At 62.5% G+C, this 15531-nt stretch carries 19 protein-coding genes and 1 pseudogene; 12 read left to right on the top strand and 8 right to left on the bottom strand.

Annotated elements, in window-relative coordinates:
* On the top strand, positions 1-615 hold the full coding sequence (locus tag EEQ99_RS12120) for a GNAT family N-acetyltransferase (protein ID WP_028755741.1): 615 nt from the start codon (positions 1-3) through the stop codon (positions 613-615).
* Positions 612-3524 (top strand): sensor domain-containing phosphodiesterase, encoded by a 2913-nt coding sequence (locus tag EEQ99_RS12125; RefSeq protein WP_127430492.1) that lies wholly within the window; start codon positions 612-614, stop codon positions 3522-3524. The genes EEQ99_RS12120 and EEQ99_RS12125 overlap by 4 nt, the downstream gene beginning before the upstream one ends.
* Before the next feature lie 33 nt (positions 3525-3557).
* Here EEQ99_RS12125 and EEQ99_RS12130 read toward each other — a convergent pair whose 3' ends face one another.
* Positions 3558-4184, bottom strand: a complete 627-nt coding sequence (locus EEQ99_RS12130) for a class I SAM-dependent methyltransferase (protein ID WP_127430493.1) — start codon at positions 4182-4184, stop codon at positions 3558-3560.
* A gap of 389 nt (positions 4185-4573) precedes the next feature.
* Between EEQ99_RS12130 and EEQ99_RS12135 the strand changes: the two genes are divergently transcribed.
* Positions 4574-4924 (top strand): DUF2200 domain-containing protein, encoded by a 351-nt coding sequence (locus EEQ99_RS12135; RefSeq protein WP_028755744.1) that lies wholly within the window; start codon positions 4574-4576, stop codon positions 4922-4924.
* Positions 4925-5011: 87 nt separating this feature from the next.
* Here the strand turns inward: EEQ99_RS12135 and EEQ99_RS35130 are convergent.
* Positions 5012-5140, bottom strand: a pseudogene (locus EEQ99_RS35130) (TetR family transcriptional regulator); the annotation flags it as partial.
* A gap of 79 nt (positions 5141-5219) precedes the next feature.
* Between EEQ99_RS35130 and EEQ99_RS12145 the strand changes: the two are divergent.
* Positions 5220-5645 (top strand): hypothetical protein, encoded by a 426-nt coding sequence (locus tag EEQ99_RS12145; protein ID WP_127430494.1) that lies wholly within the window; start codon positions 5220-5222, stop codon positions 5643-5645.
* A 107-nt stretch (positions 5646-5752) separates the two neighbouring features.
* Positions 5753-6061 carry a Dabb family protein gene (locus tag EEQ99_RS12150; protein WP_028755746.1) on the top strand — a complete coding sequence of 103 codons (309 nt, stop codon included), beginning with the start codon at positions 5753-5755 and terminating at the stop codon, positions 6059-6061.
* Positions 6062-6097: 36 nt separating this feature from the next.
* Here EEQ99_RS12150 and EEQ99_RS12155 read toward each other — a convergent pair whose 3' ends face one another.
* Genes EEQ99_RS12155 through EEQ99_RS35375 form a run of 4 tightly spaced genes read right to left on the bottom strand, consistent with a single transcriptional unit; the run spans position 6098 to position 8757 of the window.
* Complete coding sequence (locus EEQ99_RS12155; RefSeq protein ID WP_127430495.1) at positions 6098-6997, bottom strand: metal ABC transporter solute-binding protein, Zn/Mn family; 900 nt, start codon at positions 6995-6997, stop codon at positions 6098-6100.
* Between the two features lie 16 nt (positions 6998-7013).
* A complete protein-coding gene (locus EEQ99_RS12160) occupies positions 7014-7886 on the bottom strand; it encodes a metal ABC transporter permease (protein WP_047613966.1) in 873 nt (290 codons plus the stop codon).
* Positions 7883-8632 (bottom strand): metal ABC transporter ATP-binding protein, encoded by a 750-nt coding sequence (locus tag EEQ99_RS12165; RefSeq protein ID WP_127430496.1) that lies wholly within the window; start codon positions 8630-8632, stop codon positions 7883-7885. The genes EEQ99_RS12160 and EEQ99_RS12165 overlap by 4 nt, the downstream gene beginning before the upstream one ends.
* Complete coding sequence (locus tag EEQ99_RS35375; protein WP_280178071.1) at positions 8629-8757, bottom strand: hypothetical protein; 129 nt, start codon at positions 8755-8757, stop codon at positions 8629-8631. Before EEQ99_RS35375 ends, EEQ99_RS12165 begins: the two co-directional genes overlap by 4 nt.
* 283 nt (positions 8758-9040) lie before the next feature.
* Between EEQ99_RS35375 and EEQ99_RS12170 the strand changes: the two genes are divergently transcribed.
* The 4 genes from EEQ99_RS12170 (at position 9041) to EEQ99_RS12185 (ending at position 11380) form a co-directional block, all read left to right on the top strand.
* On the top strand, positions 9041-9628 hold the full coding sequence (locus EEQ99_RS12170) for a TetR/AcrR family transcriptional regulator (RefSeq protein WP_127430497.1): 588 nt from the start codon (positions 9041-9043) through the stop codon (positions 9626-9628).
* 110 nt (positions 9629-9738) lie between these two features.
* Positions 9739-10473 carry an SDR family oxidoreductase gene (locus EEQ99_RS12175; RefSeq protein ID WP_127430498.1) on the top strand — a complete coding sequence of 245 codons (735 nt, stop codon included), beginning with the start codon at positions 9739-9741 and terminating at the stop codon, positions 10471-10473.
* Between the two features lie 144 nt (positions 10474-10617).
* On the top strand, positions 10618-11004 hold the full coding sequence (locus EEQ99_RS12180; protein ID WP_127430499.1) for a nuclear transport factor 2 family protein: 387 nt from the start codon (positions 10618-10620) through the stop codon (positions 11002-11004).
* Positions 11005-11014: 10 nt separating this feature from the next.
* Positions 11015-11380: a DoxX family protein gene (locus EEQ99_RS12185; RefSeq protein ID WP_127430500.1), complete on the top strand. Its 366-nt coding sequence runs from the start codon at positions 11015-11017 to the stop codon at positions 11378-11380.
* Positions 11381-11626: 246 nt separating this feature from the next.
* Here EEQ99_RS12185 and EEQ99_RS12190 read toward each other — a convergent pair whose 3' ends face one another.
* Both EEQ99_RS12190 and EEQ99_RS12195 read right to left on the bottom strand, forming a co-directional pair.
* The gene (locus EEQ99_RS12190) at positions 11627-12112 is read right to left on the bottom strand and encodes a peroxiredoxin (protein ID WP_011650769.1); all 486 of its coding nucleotides are present in this window, start codon (positions 12110-12112) and stop codon (positions 11627-11629) included.
* Positions 12113-12217: 105 nt separating this feature from the next.
* Positions 12218-13069: a protein-disulfide reductase DsbD domain-containing protein gene (locus EEQ99_RS12195; protein ID WP_127430501.1), complete on the bottom strand. Its 852-nt coding sequence runs from the start codon at positions 13067-13069 to the stop codon at positions 12218-12220.
* Positions 13070-13210: 141 nt separating this feature from the next.
* Here EEQ99_RS12195 and EEQ99_RS12200 point away from each other — a divergent pair, with 141 nt between their 5' ends.
* The 3 genes from EEQ99_RS12200 to EEQ99_RS12210 all read left to right on the top strand — a co-directional run bounded on the left by EEQ99_RS12200 (position 13211) and on the right by EEQ99_RS12210 (position 15339).
* The gene (locus tag EEQ99_RS12200) at positions 13211-13816 is read left to right on the top strand and encodes a YqgE/AlgH family protein (protein ID WP_028755755.1); all 606 of its coding nucleotides are present in this window, start codon (positions 13211-13213) and stop codon (positions 13814-13816) included.
* A gap of 166 nt (positions 13817-13982) precedes the next feature.
* A complete protein-coding gene (locus EEQ99_RS12205; protein WP_003546001.1) occupies positions 13983-14174 on the top strand; it encodes a CsbD family protein in 192 nt (63 codons plus the stop codon).
* A 94-nt stretch (positions 14175-14268) separates the two neighbouring features.
* Positions 14269-15339 carry a zinc-binding metallopeptidase family protein gene (locus EEQ99_RS12210; protein WP_028755756.1) on the top strand — a complete coding sequence of 357 codons (1071 nt, stop codon included), beginning with the start codon at positions 14269-14271 and terminating at the stop codon, positions 15337-15339.
* Positions 15340-15531: the final 192 nt, after the last annotated feature.

The following is a 15531-nucleotide window of genomic DNA, read 5'->3' on the forward strand; positions in this document are numbered from 1 at the left end:
ATGGCAAAATCCGTTTTTCGGTTTCTGTCGCGGCAGCCGGAAGCGGTGGAGCTGGAGAACGACAGATATCTCCTGCGCCTGCCGCGCTACCAGGATTTCAACCAGTGGCACCGGCTGCGCGCCGAAAGCCGCAAATTCCTCGAACCCTGGGAGCCGACCTGGCGGCGCGACGAGTTGACCGAGGGCGCCTATCGCGCCCGCGTCATCCGCGGCAAGCAGGAATATGCCTCGGGCCAGGCGGTCCCGCTGTTCATTTTCCTCAAAGGCGACATGACGCTCGTCGGCGGCATCACCATCGGCTACATCAGGCGGGGTGCGGCACAAAGCTGCATGATCGGCTACTGGATGGGCGAGCGCCATGCCGGCCAGGGGCACATGTTCGCCGCCCTGCAAATGGTTATTCCTTACATCTTCACCGGGCTTGAGTTGCACCGTATCGAAGCAGCCTGTATTCCAGATAACGCGCGCAGCATCCGTCTGCTTGAAAAGGCCGGGTTTCAGCGAGAAGGCTATCTGCGCGGATATTTGAAGATCAACGGTCAGTGGCATGATCATGTGATGTTTTCACGTCTCGCCACCGATACGGATAAAGGCAGGAAAACCGACAGCCGATGACCAGAGACCGCATGCTGCCCAAGTCACCGTCCGGACGAGTGATCGCGGTGATCGCAGCCCTTTTCCTGGCGGCCTTCGCCTTCGTGGCGGGTACGGCCCAGGCGGCCGAACCGGTGAAGATTTCCCGCGACGATACCGCGCTCGACCTGACCGCGACGACCGAGATCTATGTGAACCAGGGCGAGGCCTTCCAGGTTTCGACGGCCGCGGGTGCGGACGGTATCCGCCGCCGCATCGAGGTCAGGGCGAGCTCGGAGAACCATCAGGGCGACTGGGCGGTGTTTGCGCTCGCCAATGTCTCGGAGGAACAGCTCGAGCGCGTCATCGTCGCGCCGCATTTCCGCCTGGTCAATTCCAAGCTGTTCTGGCCGGATCTCGGCTCGCAGCGCATCAGCGCCATCACCCCGAGCGAAGGCTTCGCGCTCGACCGGCAGCCGAGCGACGAGGCCGACGTCTTCCGCATCACGCTGAACCCCGGCGCCGTCATCACCTTCGTCGCCGAACTGTCGACGCCGGAGCTGCCGCAGATCTATCTCTGGGAACCGAACGCCTACAAGGATACGATCAACGCCTTCACGCTCTATCGCGGCATCGTGCTCGGCATTGCCGGCCTGCTCGCCGTGTTCCTGACCATCCTCTTCGTCGTCAAGGGCACCTCGATGCTGCCGGCGACGGCGGCCCTCGCCTGGGCGGTGCTCGGCTATATCTGCGTCGACTTCGGCTTCCTCGGCAAGCTCATCAGCGTCGCATCGGCGGACCAGCGAATATGGCGCGCCTGCGCGGAGGTGGCGCTGGCGTCGAGTTTCGTCATCTTCCTGTTCACCTATCTGAACCTCAACCGCTGGCATGCGCATCTCGGCTACGCCACGCTTGCCTGGGTGCTCGGCCTTGCCCTGCTCTTCGGCGTGGCGATCTACGATCCGTCGATCGCCGCCGGTATCGCCAGGCTTTCCTTCGCGCTGACGGCGACGATGGGGCTCTTGCTCATCATCTATCTCGGCTTCAACCGCTACGACCGCGCGATCCTGCTGGTGCCGGCCTGGGCGCTGATCCTCGTCTGGCTGTTCGGGGCGTGGCTGACGGTGACCGGGCGGCTCGACAACGATATCATCCAGCCCGCCCTCGGCGGCGGCCTGGTGCTCATCGTGCTTCTGATCGGCTTCACCGTGATGCAGCATGCCTTTGCCGGCGGCGCGTTCCAGCAGGGGCTGTTTTCCGATCTCGAGCGGCAATCGCTGGCGCTCACCGGCTCCGGCGACATGGTCTGGGATTGGGATGTGGCGCGCGACCGCGTCGTCACCATTCCCGATGTCTCGACCAAGCTCGGCCTATCGCCGGGCACCATGCATGGCGCGGCGCGCAACTGGCTGCCGCGGCTGCATCCCGACGACCGCGACCGCTTCCGCGCGACACTCGACGTGCTGCTCGAACACCGCCGCGGGCGGCTGAACCACGAGTTCCGCATCCGCGCCGAGGACGGGCATTTCCACTGGCTGTTGATCCGCGCCCGGCCGGTGCTCGGCTCGAACGGCGAGATCATCCGCTGCGTCGGCACCATCGTCGACGTGACCGAGCAGAAGAATTCCGTCGAGCGGCTGCTGCACGATGCGCTGCACGACAATCTGACCGGCCTGCCGAACCGCCAGGTCTTCCTCGACCGGCTGCAATCGGTGCTGGCGCTGGCACCGGGCGGCGACACGCTGCGGCCGACGGTGATGGTGATCGACATCGACCGCTACAAGCTGGTCAATGATTCGCTCGGCGTTGCCGCCGGCGACAACATCCTGATCGCGCTGACGCGGCGGCTGCGCCGGCTGTTGAAACCGCAGGACACGCTGGCCCGGCTTGCCGGCGACCAGTTCGGCCTCATCCTGGTGTCCGAGCACAATCCGGCCAAGGTCGCCGATTTCGCCGATGCGATCAGCAAGGCGATCATGGTGCCGATCAACTTCGCCAATCGCGAGATCATCCTGACGGCCTCGGTCGGGCTCGCCTCCTGGGTCGACCGGCAGGAAAGCGCCACCGGCCTGCTCAGTGACGCCGAGCTTGCGATGTACCGGGCAAAACGGGCGGGCGGCAACCGCGTCGAACCGTTCCAGCCGGCCTTCCGCGATTTCGGGACCGATCGGCTGCAGCTGGAAACGGATCTGCGCCGCGCCATCGAGCGCAAGGAATTGTCGATGGTCTATCAGCCGATCGCCAGGCTGGAGGATGTCGAGATTGCCGGTTTCGAGGCGCTGATGCGCTGGGAACATCCCAAACGCGGCAATATTCCGCCATCCGAATTCATTCCGATCGCCGAGTCCTCCGATCTCATCGGCCCGCTCGGCATGTTCGCGCTGGAACAGGCGACCAACGATCTGATGAGCTGGCAGCACCAGACCGGCGAATTGCCGATCTTCGTCTCGATCAATCTGTCGAGCGTGCAGCTGCTCAACAACGAACTCTATGACGACGTGCGCTCGGTTCTCGCCAAGACGCATTGCCATCCCTCGCGCCTCAAGCTCGAACTGACGGAATCCATGGTGATGGAAAATCCGGAACAGGCCCGCCTCGTGCTGCAGAAGCTGAAGGAGGCCGGCATCGGGCTGGCGCTCGACGATTTCGGCACCGGCTATTCGTCGCTCGCCTATCTCACCCGCTTCCCCTTCGACACGATCAAGCTCGACAAGGCGCTGGTGCGCGACGGCAGCGACAAGAAGGCGACCGTGCTCCGGTCGGTGATATCGATGGCGCACGAGCTTGAGATGAAGGTGGTGGCCGAGGGGATCGAATCCAACGAGGACGCGATCGAACTCGCCAAGATGGGCTGCAGCTACGGCCAGAGCTACCTGTTCGGGCCGCCGATCCCTTCGGAATCGGTACTGCGGCTGCTGCGCGACCGCTTTCCGCTGACGAAACGGGCCTGAGCGGAACGGCCATTCCCGCAAGTTCTATGTGCGTCACGCCCGACTCGCCCGAACGCTCAGCCATCGATCATGGGGCTTTCCGACGCACAGACGCACCTCGCTGACGATCCAGCCGGCGTCCGTGAGTGCGGACCGCAGGGCAAACTCGCGCCAGTACGTCTCGACGTAGCGCCGGGGCGCTGCAGCACTGCCATGTGTGGACACGTCCTCGCCTTCGCCCTCTCTTACCGAGGCGTGCAATCGGCCACCGGTCCGGGTCGCCTCGGCAAGCCGTCCGAGCACCGTGCCGAAATCCTCGCGCGCGACATGAATCAGGCAGGCACAGGCCCAGATCCCGTCGTACGGCGTGCCGGGACGCTGCGGGTCGGCCAAGTCTTCGGTCAGCGGGTCCAACAGGTCGGCATCGAAGCCATTTTCGCGAAGCAGTTCGACGAAACCCTTTGCAATGTCGGTGCGCCGGACGCTCATTCCCCGCTTCTCAAGCGCAAGTGCATCTCGTCCGCCACCGCTTCCGATCTCCAGCACCCTGCCCGAGCCGCCCAGCCCGGTCACGAACGCATCGATCTCTGTCGCGACCCATTCGGGCATCGCCGCGGCCTCCGCAGCGTACTCCGCCGCGACCGTATTATAGGACCGCACGGTATCCAGGTCGGTGCTCATCCTGGCGCTCCTCCTTCAAGACAAGAGGCCTGATGAGCGAGAAGCCCATCAGCCCGTTGCGCTCTTCACACTTCGGCAGTTGGTGACATCGCGGGCAATTTGCTTCCGAGCTTTAGCAGAAATGCGGTCAGAGATCACCGACCGAGCCCATGCTGCCGGGCGGTAATGCGCCGTCATTTCTGTCGTTCCGATAGGTTTGCATCGCCCGAAAGCGGACCTCAGATCAAAGGCGTCTTGGCAGAAAATTTTGGCGTGGAGAGCGGATGACCTGCCTCTTCTTGGCCAAGACCTCAAAGCTTCCGGTCCGCAGCCGGCCCCGTGGCGGTCGTCTGAGGTCTAGAAGTCAGCTATCTCAAGCCGGAAAACATCCGGAACGTTGAGGAGCAGGCATGACGAAGCATCGTATCTATTCAGTCAGCGTCGCGAGCGTCTACCCTCACTATGTCGCCAAGGCAGAGAAGAAGGGGCGCACGAAGACAGAGGTCGATGACATCATCTGTTGGCTGACGGGACATAGCCAGCAGAGCCTGGACGATCAGTTGGCTGAGAAGACCAACTTCGAGGATTTCTTTGCGCAAGCGCCTCAGATGAATCCCTCCCGATCATTGATTACCGGCGTGATCTGCGGTGTCCGCGTGGAAGACATCCAAGAAACGACGATGCGGGAAATCCGCTATCTGGACAAATTGATCGACGAACTCGCGAAGGGGAAAGCGATGGAGAAAATCCTGCGGAAATAGCCAGGAATCCATGTCGCGGAAGCATCCGCGATCACCCATGGCACGCGCTCGGAATCCGGCACTGTCTCGTCCGGAAATGACGAATGTTCATTGTCTCCCAGCAAGGCGATAGAGCAGCAAGCCGAGGCCTTTCCGGAAAGCGCCGTCCCAATCATCGTCCAGCAGCAGACGAGAGCGTTCGATTACAGGATGGTGTTGGCTGAAAGCTGTCAGTCGCGCCCCTTCCCTCCCATAAACGGCCATTGACCAACGGCCTGCGATGTGCGCCTCTCATTGCTTGCACAAGGAAAATCCCATGCTCAAGTTTCTGCTCGCCCTCTCGTTGGGTGTTTTTTGCGTATCGCCGCTTCAGGCCGGCGACATCACTCCCGTCACCAAGAGCTGCGAGCCGGGGGCAAAACAAGCGCAATGCCAGCGATGGGTCACGGATATCAAGAAAGCCGTCGAGCTGGCCTATAAAGGCGACCACGGGGCGCAGGTCACCGTTGCCTTCTGCCTGTCCACCGGTTGCCATGGTGCTGTCGCCATCGACAGGGTCGCCTCCTGCAGCTGGCATCTGGTCATCGCCAATTCCGGTTCGACGACCGTGCTCGACAGTTCAAACACCAGGAACACCTGCCGGCCGATGACGGCGGCCCAGAAGGACGAAGCCCGCACGCTGGCGAGCGATCTCGTCCAGAAGATCTACAAGCGGCCCCTAGTCAAGACCGACCAGATGTAGTCTGCCCGGGGCCCGGCCCGCAGCGCAACGCCTGCGTGAAAATAAATCTCATTGCTCTCCCGGTTTTCGCCGCTATTCTCCAGCCAAAGAAAATCGGGAGGACCATGATGATCCTGCACTGCGTATTCCTGCGGCTGAAGACGGCGATGACGGCCGACGACAAGCAATCGCTGTTCGACGCGATCGTCGCCCTGAAACAGGTCATTCCCGGCATATTGGATATCAAATACGGGCCGAACGTTTCGCCCGAGGGGCTGCATGGCGGCTTCGTCGACGGTTTTGCGGTGACCTTCGAAAGCGCCGAAGCCCGCGACGCTTATCTCATCCATCCCGAACATGTGGCTGTGGGCGAGCGCATCGTCTCCTCGACGGACGGAGGCCTTGCCGGCATCCTGGTCTTCGACCTCAATCAGTGAAGACTGCGGGGTCAAACCCCGCAGTCCCTCAAATGATCAGCTCGATTTCGCCATGGCGGCGGCGAGCTGGTCGACATTGTATTTGAACATCTTCTCATAGGTCGGCGCCGGTCCCTTGGCGTCGGAGAGCGATTCGACATAGAGCTCGCCGCCGGGCTCGGCGCCGGTTGCCTTGGCGACCTGCTTGACCAGGCGCGGATCGTTGGAATTCTCGAAGAAATAGGCCTTCACCCGCTCACTCTTGATCTGCTCGATCAGCTTGGCGACGTCGGCGGCAGAGGCCTCGCTCTCCGTGGACAGACCGAGCGGGGCAAGGAAGCTGACATTGTATTCGCGGCCGAAGTAACCGAAGGCATCGTGGCTCGTCAGAACCTTGCGGCGATCGTCGGCGACCTTGTCGAATTTCGCATGGGCATAGGCGTTCAGCGCGTCAAGCGTCTTGGTGTAGTTCTCGGCATTGGCCTTGAAGGCGCTCGCATCGGCCGGATCGGCCGCCGACAGCGCCATTTCGATATTGGCGACCCAGATCTTGACGTTGACGGGGCTGTTCCAGACATGCGGATCGGTGATCTTCTCGCCGTCCTCTTCCATGGTGCGGGTGGCAATGCCTTCGGAGACGGTGACCGGCTTGCCCTTGTAGCCCGAGGCGGTGATCAGCCGGTCCATCCAGCCCTCCAGGCCCTCGCCGCTGACGAAGGTCACCTGAGCCGCGTTCAAATTCTTCGCATCGGCCGGCGACGGCTCGAATTCATGGGGATCGCCGTTCGGCCCGACGAGGCTCGTCACCTTTACATGCTCGCCGCCGACCTGTTTGACGACGTCGGCAAGCACGGTGAAGGACGCCACAACCTTCAGCGTTTCGGCGGAGGCGGGCATGGCCGACAGCGCCATCAAAACGGGGATTGCTGCGGAGAGAAGCAGTCTTTTCGGATTCATCGAAGTCTCCTTGGGATCAGCCCTTCAAATGCGGGCGGGGAAAGAAGCGCCGGGCCAGGCCGGAGGGCGCGAAAAAAATCGAAAAGCCGTAGAGGATCGCCGCCGTCATGATGATCGTCGGGCCGGAGGCGAGTTCGAGATGGTAGGAGGCGATCAGGCCGAGATAGCCGGAGGCGGCGGCACTTCCGGCCGCAATCGCCATCATCACGGCCAGGCTGCGCGACCAGAGCTGGGCGATGGCTGCCGGCAGCATCATCAGGCCGACCGCCATCAGCGTGCCGAGCGCCTGGAAGCTGGCGACGAGGTTCAGCACGACGAGCAGCAGGAAGAGCACATGATAGACCGGCCCGCGCCCGCCGACGGCGCGCAGAAATCCCGGATCGAAGCATTCGGCCACCAGCGGCCGGTAGATGAAGGCGAGGATGACGAGGGTCAGCGAGGTGATCGCGCCGATCAGATAAAGGGCGGAGGCATCGATCGCCAGGATGGTGCCGAAGAGCACATGCAGCAGATCGATATTCGAGCCGCGCAGCGAGACGATCAGCACGCCGAGCGCCAGCGACGCGAGATAGAAGCTGGCAAAGCTCGCATCCTCCTGCAGCACGGTCATCCGGCTGACGGCGCCGGACAGCAGCGCCACCGACAGGCCGGCGATCAGGCCGCCGAGGCCCATCGCCGTCAGCGACAAGGAGCCGGCAACGAGGTAGCCGATCGCCGCCCCCGGCAGCACGGCATGGCTCATCGCGTCGCCCATCAGGCTCATGCGCCTGAGCATCAGGAAGACGCCGATCGGGCCGGAGCCGAGCCCGAGGCAGAGGCAGGCGACGAGGGCGCGGCGCATGAAACCGAAATCGGCGAAGGGTGCGAGGAAGAGATCGTAAGCCGTCATGCCGCCGGCGCCTGTTCAGGGTCACAGGCAGCGGCATCCTCATCCCAGCGTTCGGCCATGGCGCGGGCCTTCAACAGATTGGCGGATGACATGACCTCAGCGGTCGGACCCCAGCCGACCAGCTCGCGGGCGAGCAGCAGGGTTTGCGGGAAATGCGTGCGGACGAGTTCGAAATCGTGCAACACGGCGATCACCGTGCGGCCCTCGCCATGCCAGCGGGTGACGATATCGACGAGGTCCCTGGTCGTGCGGGCATCGATTGCGGTAAACGGCTCGTCGAGCAGGATGATGCCGGCATCCTGCAGCAGCAGGCGGGCAAAGAGCACGCGCTGGAACTGGCCGGCCGACAGCGACCCGACATGGCGCCGGCCGAAACCTTCGAGGCCAACGGCGGCGAGCGCCTCGCCTGCCCTTTTCATCTCGCCGGGCGCGATGCGGCCGAAGGCTCCCGTCCTCTTCCAGGCGCCGAGCATGACGGTGTCGATCACCGAGATCGGAAAGCGCCGGTCGATCTCGGCCGCCTGCGGGAGGTAACCGAATTCCGCCCGCCCCAGCCGATGCTCGACCCTGCCCTCGGCCGGGCGAAGCTCACCCATGATCGCCTTCAGCAGCGTCGACTTGCCCGCCCCATTCGGCCCGGCGATCGCCGTCAGGCTGCCGGAGGCGAAGGCGCCGGAGACGTGGTGGACGGCAGGGTGCCTGTTGTAGGCGACGGTCAGATTCTCCAGGCGGATCAGCGGCGTCATGGCAGCAGAACCGCCCAATGGATCGCCAGCCAGAGCACGGCAAGGATCAACGTGATGCCGATTACCCTAGAAAATGCCGACTGTCCCAGCAGGCTGACGGAGGGGCGGTCGGGGCTCGGGGGCATGGCGCATCCTATAATGTAATAACATTACGGTTATGTTATAACGATTGCGGCGAGATTGAGGCGGGGAGCGCGCAGTTGCTCACACAATTGTAAAGCGCGACAAACGGCCGCCGACCCATTCCAGGACGCGCCCTCTCTCCAGCCTCATCCTTAGGTGCACCCGCGGGACCTCGAAGGACGGGGCTGATATGGCGGCACCCCTCCACCCAAAATTTCTGTCGCTGGACGACAAATGGCATGATGTGTCAAAAGAAGCCCGCCGCATGTCAGCGTGGAGACAATTTTGGGACTTCGGGAAGATAAGAAGGATCGCACGCGCGCGCAGCTGCTCGAAGCCGGGTTGGAGCTGATCCACAAGCGAGGATTCGAGGAAACGACCATTGCCGATATCGCTGCCGCCGTCAGCGTGTCGCCCCGCACCCTGCTTCGCTACTTCCCGACAAAGGAGGATGTGATCGTCAGCTGGGTGCAGGATGGCATGACGATCATCCGTGCGGAACTGACGGAGCGGCTTGCCTCGGAGCCGCCGGTTGTCGCACTGCTTGCTGCCGCGCGGGCGATGCTTTTGGCTTTCGATGAAAAGTCACGATTCTTTCTCGCCATCGAGACGGCAATCCGCTCCAACAGGAGCATTTCTGCGCGAAAGGAACAGATGATCGCCGAACTGATCGAGGAAGTCGCCCATATTCTCGCCTCGCCGGACAGACGGTCTCCGCTCCCTGACGTTGTCGCCTATACGATCGCGGGAACGGTTTTCGCGCTCATTCGGGCATCGATAAACAGTTGGGTGGATGGAGGAGCGGCCATGTCACTTGCCGATCTCTTCGATCGCGCCGCCGGCATCGTCCACTTCGAACAAAATGTCACTTAGTGACATTTGTCGTTGACGGACATAATTTTCCGTGCAAATTCACGATGCGTTGCTAAGCAACGTCATTGCAAACAGCCTCGCCATGCGAGTGCGCCTGCTCGGGAGATAAAATGTCCACATATCAAAAGATCGCGCTCGTCACCGGCGCGACCCGCGGCCTTGGTTTTGAAACGGCTCGCCAGCTCGGCCGTGAAGGCGTGTTCGTCCTTCTCGGCGCACGCGATCTTGCAGCCGGGCGGGCAAAGGCCGAAACATTGCGTGCGGAGGGCTTGGCGGTCGAGGCGATCGAGATCGATCTCAACCGCCCTGATACGGTCGACGCTGCCGCCTCTTCGATCGGCGAGCGGTTCGGCAGGCTCGACATCCTGATCAACAATGCGGGAATCCTGCTGCTCGACACCGACGATTTCCCCAGCGTCGCCTCCATCGAAACTCTGCGTGAATCCTATGAGGTCAATTTCATCGGAATGGTGATCGTGACCCAGAAACTGTTGCCGCTGATCCGCAAGGCGGCCAGCGGCCGCATCGTCAACCTTTCCAGCAGCGTGGGTTCGCTCTGGTGGACGGGCGATGCAAACAATCCCTCCCCCGATGTCAAATGGCTTGGCTATGCCGCCTCCAAGGCGGCGGTCAACATGCTGACCGTGCAGCTTGCCCTTGAGCTGAAAGATACGCCGATCAAGGTGAATGCCGTCTGCCCCGGCTATGTCATGACCGAATTGAACAGAGGCGGCGGCTACATCACGATCGAAGACGGCGTTCGGGCCCCGGTCAAATATGCTTTGCTGGATGACGCCGGACCCACCGGCCAGTTTTTCAACACCAATGGCCCGATCAACTGGTAACGGCCCGCGGCCGGGCGCTTGACGGCCCGGCATGCGCAGCACCGTTCAGGCGACACGGGGGATGTCGCGTCCCGAGGACGCGGCATCCGCCTTTTCGCCCGCGATAGCGAATTCGCACCCATCCCCTTTCAAGGACCATGAGACATGAAACCAACGACGGATGACATCGCCGAGATCAACCAAATCCTCTCGCTCTGGGCCCACCTCGTCGACAACCATGCATGGGACAGGTTCGGTGAAGTCTTTACCGAGGATGCACAATTCGACTCGAGCGTTTTCGGCTTTGCGCCGGTCACGGGCATTGCAGCGATCTGCCATATGGCCAGCCAGGAGGGCCATGCCAAGGCCCATCACACGACGAATGTGTATGTTCAGGAAGGCGCGGGCGACGAAATCGCCACCGTCTCGAAGGGGCTTGGCCTGTTGTCGAATGGGGCGGTGGCGAGCGTGACCTATACCGACCGGCTGCGGCGGACGCCGGAGGGCTGGCGTTTGTCGAGCCGCATTCTCGCTCTGCAAGCACCGCGTTGAGGTCGCCCGTATGTCTCTCGTCAACCTATCCCTGGCAAACGTCATTGCCTGGCTGCTTGCAGCCTTCTTCTTCATCGGCGCCTATGGCAACACCTTCGTCAGCCCCGACATTGCCGCGGACTACGCCCGGTGGGGCTATCCGGAGAGCTTCCATTACCTCACCGCCGTCTGCGAATTCACCGCAGCAGTCATGCTCATCGTCAAACCATTGCGCCTTTACGGTTCCCTGCTCGGGAGTGCCGTGATGCTGGCGGCTGTGGCGACGGTTCTCTTCCACGGCGAATATGCGCATGCAGTTCCGCCCTTGGTGGTGCTGGGTCTTTGCGGGCTCGTCGCTCGTTTGACGGCTCGGCGGAAGCCGGTGACGCTTGCATAGTCGAAAAAGGCGACCGAACGGCCGCCTTCATCTGTCATGATGCTTAAGGATGCGACGCTCCGGGAGGCGCGTTTCTCCAAACCTGCCATCGGCGCGTGCCCGTCATCCGGCTGCCGCCACCTCTCCCCACAGGCGGGGCGAAGGGGGATAGCCGCAACCTCTCGGTTCCCACCTCGCTGTTGCAGGGCACGTCCCCTCGCCCCGTTTTTACGGGGAGAGGGTGAGGGGCAGATCTTGTTCAACCGCTTACAGCTGTTCCAGCATCGCGGCAGCGCCCGAGACGGTTGCCTGGCCGGGGCTTTCCTCGACGTTGAGGGCTTTCACCACGCCGTCCTCGACCAGCATCGAATAACGCTTGGAGCGGAGGCCGAGGCCGCCGGCGGAGAGGTCGGCGTCGAGGCCGACGGCCTTGGTGAAGCCGGCATCCCAATCGGCGAGGAAATGGATCTTGCCCATACCGCCTGATGATTGCGCCCAGGCGCCCATCACGTGCCAGTCGTTGACGGCGACAACGGCGATATCGTCGACGCCCTTGCCGAGGATGGTGTCGCGGTTTTCGAGATAACCCGGCAGGTGGTTCAGCGAGCAGGTGGGCGTAAAGGCGCCCGGCACGGCAAAGAGCACGACGCGCTTGCCGGCGAAGAGCTGATCGGTGGTGATTTCGACCGGGCCGTCGGCCGTCTTTTCCTTGAAGGTGGCGGCAGGAAGCTTGTCGCCGATCGCGATGGTCATGGTCTTCTCCTTGAGTTGTGGCTTTGGGGTTCTGCCTTGGCGGCGGCGGGCGCCGCGGGGGTTCTGCGGCGACTATAAGACCCGGTCATTCAAAGGCAAGACCAGTCATTCAAAGGCAAGAGTCGTCTCCATCGCCCTTGCGCCGTCGATCACCAGCACGCCCCAGCGCTTGCCCGATATGTCGTAATCCTTCGGCAGCTTGCCGATGGATACATCGACCTTGAAAGTGGCGCCGTCGCGCTTCCCGCCGATCTGTTTGGTGAAGGCATAGCCGCTCGGGCCGGTGACGATGATATCGGGGGCGGCTTTCCCTTCGTCCGGCCCCTCACTCGGCAAAACCAGCGTCAGCGACAGCGTCTTCCTGTCCGGCGACATCGCATGCGCGGTCACGTCGAAATCCGCCGATGGCGGCTTCGGCAGGCTCGCATCGGCGGCCTGGAGGATCGCCTCCTCTTGCGGACGCGACTGCATGGCCGGGCCGAGCTTCAGCTGAAAATTCGCCTGGAAGGGAATGCAGATATCCTTGCAGATACCGATGAAGGCGCCGGCATCGATCTCGACCGGGCCTTTACCGGCCGCGCTCAGCGAAAGCGGCAGCGTCACCGGCGCATCATAGGCAATATCCTCGATCGCGCCGTTGAAAAAATGTTTCGGAACGGGATAGGCGATGGCATCGAGCGTGACGCCGCTTTCCGCCGCGATGGTGAGCTGGGGCGGAATGCCGTTGCCGCCGGGCTCTTTCCAATAGGTGATCCAGCCGGCTTTCGGCTCGATCTGAAGCGCTGCGCGGATTTTGCCGCCGGCATCGGGCGCAAGCGCCACCAGGCGCATGCGGCCGCCTTCGTTCTCCGCCCAGCCGCTCATTTCCGCATGAACCGAAGAAAACGGCACAAGTGCTGCGACCGCCGAAACGACCGCAATCAAAAAACCGCGCGGGACTGAGGAAATAATCATCATGGAACAAAGGTTTACCGAAAGCGGTGTTTGACCGCCAGAAGTCGCGGCGATTTAAATCTTCATTTTCAGTTGATTGATGTGTGACATTGGCCCATGTTTCTCTTGTCGAGGCCTTGGTGCGGTCTGGCAGCAGGAGGAACGATGTCCTTATCGACGCTGAAGAACAGACGGGAACGTGGCTTCTTCGATGGCCAGTTCCTCATCGCCATGCCCGGCATGGAAGACCGCAATTTTGCGCGCACCGTGATTTACATCTGCGCGCATTCGGATGCCGGCGCCATGGGCTTCGTCATCAACCGTCCTCAGAGCCTCACCTTCACCGATGTGCTGCAGCATCTCGACATGATCAAGCAGGAAGATTCGATCGTGCTGCCGAAGCGCGCCCGCGACTTCCCGATCCAGACCGGCGGCCCGGTGGAGAGCGGCCGCGGCTTTGTGCTGCATTCGGACGATTATGCCAGCGACTCCTCGATCCCGGTCAGCGACGATATCTGCCTGACGGCGACGCTCGACATCGTGCGCGCCATCTCCAAGGGCAACGGGCCGACGCGGGCGACGATGCTGCTCGGCTATTCCTCCTGGGCAGCCGGCCAGTTGGAGAGCGAAGTCGTCAACAATGGCTGGCTCACCTGCCCGGCCAATGAGGAACTGATCTTCGACCGCAGTCTCGACGACAAATACGAGCGGGCGCTCGCCGGCATGGGCGTGACCGCCGCCATGCTTTCGGCTGAAGCCGGGCATGCCTGAAAAGCACTTGGCCTGAAAAGCAGTTGGCCTGAGAAGCAGCAGGCTCGAGAAACAGCCCGCCTGAGAAAATAGCTGGTTCGCGCCAGTGGGAACGAATAGCCGCAAGTGACGTTTCATTTCGGCAAGCATGGGCAAGAGGCCCATGCCGACCAAGGAGACATCACATATGGGTAGCACCAGCGACAAGATTTCCGGTAAGGCAAACGAAATTGCCGGCAAGACCAAGCAGGCCGTCGGCAAGGCCACGGACGATCGCGAAATGCAGGCCAAGGGCGCCGTCCAGGAAGCCAAGGGCAAGGGCCAGGTCGCAACCGGCAAGGTCAAGGACAAGCTCAAGGGCGCCGTCGACCGGCTCTGAGCCAGACGCTCATCCTTTATCACCATGCCTGCTGCGCCCTCGCGCGGCAGGCATTTTTAATCCCCCACGCCAATGCTTTGCAGAGATAGACACGATGAAGCTTTTTGCCTGCGACAATTGCGATCAGGTCGTCCACTTCGACAATCGTCACTGCGTGCGCTGCAATCATCGCCTCGGCTTTCTGCCCGGCGATCTCGCCATGCATGCGCTGGAGCCGCGCGACGAGATCCTCTGGCAACTCGTTTCCGATCCCGAGCGTGAGGTCCGCTTCTGCGCCAATGCCGGCCTCGACATCTGCAACTGGCTGGTGGACGGCGATGGGAACAGCGAATTCTGCGTGGCCTGCCGCCATAACCGGCTGGTGCCGAACACCGACACCCAGGACGGCATCGACCGCTGGCGGCGCATCAGCCAGGCGCAGCGCCATCTGTTTTATTCGCTCTTGCGCTGGAGGCTGCCGCATCCCGATCGGGCGCAAGACCCGCAGGGCGGCCTGGTCTTCGATTTCCTCGAGGATTCGATCGAGAGCAACGGCTATGTCGTGCCGGCCATGACCGGCCACGAGGAAGGCCTGATCACCATCCGTGCCGCCGAGGCCGACGATGCGACGCGCGAACAGGCGCGCAGCTCGATGAACGAACCCTATCGCACCCTGCTCGGCCATTTCCGCCATGAGGCCGGCCATTTCATCTGGAACAAGCTGGTGCGCGATCGCGGCGGCCTTGCCGATTTCCGCGCCGTCTTCGGCGACGAACGGCAGGATTATGCCGCAGCCCTGCAGAGCCATTATGCCGGCGGCGCCCCCCTGGGATGGCAGGACAATTTCATCAGCGCCTATGCGGCGTCGCACCCCTGGGAAGATTTCGCCGAATGCTTCGCCCATTACCTCCATATCGTCGATACGCTGGAAACGGCCCGCGCCTTCGGCATCGCGATCGATCCGCGCGGCCATGAGGAAATATCAGGCGAGGTGGATTTCATCCCCTACAGGGCCAGAAGCGCCGAACAGCTCGTCAGCGCCTGGGTGCCGCTCAGCCTGGCGATCAACGCCATCCAGCGCAGCATGGGCCAGCCGGACTCCTACCCCTTCGTGCTGTCTTCACCTGTCGTGGCCAAGCTTGAATATCTGCACCGGCTGATCCAGGGCGCGGGGGCGGCGCAGTAGCAGCAGGCGGCGAGAGGAGCTGGAAAAGCCGTCGCATCGCTGCCGTGAGGTGCAGCGATATCCTCGCCGTCAGGTAAGTGTCCGCCCGATGGAACCCGATCTGCTATCCCGCCGACCGAGAGTTTGGCTGAAACAGGCCCCCACCCTCCGTCATCCTCGGCTCAAGGCCGAGGATGGAGGGGGGGGGGGTGG

The sequence above is a fragment of the Rhizobium anhuiense genome, from assembly GCF_003985145.1.
GTDB classification, from domain to species: Bacteria; Pseudomonadota; Alphaproteobacteria; order Rhizobiales; family Rhizobiaceae; genus Rhizobium; species Rhizobium anhuiense.

Excerpts from the sequence above, each read along its gene's own strand:
- EEQ99_RS12120 (WP_028755741.1), top strand. The coding sequence starts at position 1 with ATGGCAAAATCCGTTTTTCGGTTTCTGTCGCGGCAGCCGGAAGCGGTG.
- EEQ99_RS12125 (WP_127430492.1), top strand. The coding sequence starts at position 612 with ATGACCAGAGACCGCATGCTGCCCAAGTCACCGTCCGGACGAGTGATC.
- EEQ99_RS12130 (WP_127430493.1), bottom strand. The coding sequence starts at position 4,184 with ATGAGCACCGACCTGGATACCGTGCGGTCCTATAATACGGTCGCGGCG.
- EEQ99_RS12135 (WP_028755744.1), top strand. The coding sequence starts at position 4,574 with ATGACGAAGCATCGTATCTATTCAGTCAGCGTCGCGAGCGTCTACCCT.
- EEQ99_RS12145 (WP_127430494.1), top strand. The coding sequence starts at position 5,220 with ATGCTCAAGTTTCTGCTCGCCCTCTCGTTGGGTGTTTTTTGCGTATCG.
- EEQ99_RS12150 (WP_028755746.1), top strand. The coding sequence starts at position 5,753 with ATGATCCTGCACTGCGTATTCCTGCGGCTGAAGACGGCGATGACGGCC.
- EEQ99_RS12155 (WP_127430495.1), bottom strand. The coding sequence starts at position 6,997 with ATGAATCCGAAAAGACTGCTTCTCTCCGCAGCAATCCCCGTTTTGATG.
- EEQ99_RS12160 (WP_047613966.1), bottom strand. The coding sequence starts at position 7,886 with ATGACGGCTTACGATCTCTTCCTCGCACCCTTCGCCGATTTCGGTTTC.
- EEQ99_RS12165 (WP_127430496.1), bottom strand. The coding sequence starts at position 8,632 with ATGACGCCGCTGATCCGCCTGGAGAATCTGACCGTCGCCTACAACAGG.
- EEQ99_RS35375 (WP_280178071.1), bottom strand. The coding sequence starts at position 8,757 with ATGCCCCCGAGCCCCGACCGCCCCTCCGTCAGCCTGCTGGGACAGTCG.
- EEQ99_RS12175 (WP_127430498.1), top strand. The coding sequence starts at position 9,739 with ATGTCCACATATCAAAAGATCGCGCTCGTCACCGGCGCGACCCGCGGC.
- EEQ99_RS12180 (WP_127430499.1), top strand. The coding sequence starts at position 10,618 with ATGAAACCAACGACGGATGACATCGCCGAGATCAACCAAATCCTCTCG.
- EEQ99_RS12185 (WP_127430500.1), top strand. The coding sequence starts at position 11,015 with ATGTCTCTCGTCAACCTATCCCTGGCAAACGTCATTGCCTGGCTGCTT.
- EEQ99_RS12190 (WP_011650769.1), bottom strand. The coding sequence starts at position 12,112 with ATGACCATCGCGATCGGCGACAAGCTTCCTGCCGCCACCTTCAAGGAA.
- EEQ99_RS12195 (WP_127430501.1), bottom strand. The coding sequence starts at position 13,069 with ATGATGATTATTTCCTCAGTCCCGCGCGGTTTTTTGATTGCGGTCGTT.
- EEQ99_RS12200 (WP_028755755.1), top strand. The coding sequence starts at position 13,211 with ATGTCCTTATCGACGCTGAAGAACAGACGGGAACGTGGCTTCTTCGAT.
- EEQ99_RS12205 (WP_003546001.1), top strand. The coding sequence starts at position 13,983 with ATGGGTAGCACCAGCGACAAGATTTCCGGTAAGGCAAACGAAATTGCC.
- EEQ99_RS12210 (WP_028755756.1), top strand. The coding sequence starts at position 14,269 with ATGAAGCTTTTTGCCTGCGACAATTGCGATCAGGTCGTCCACTTCGAC.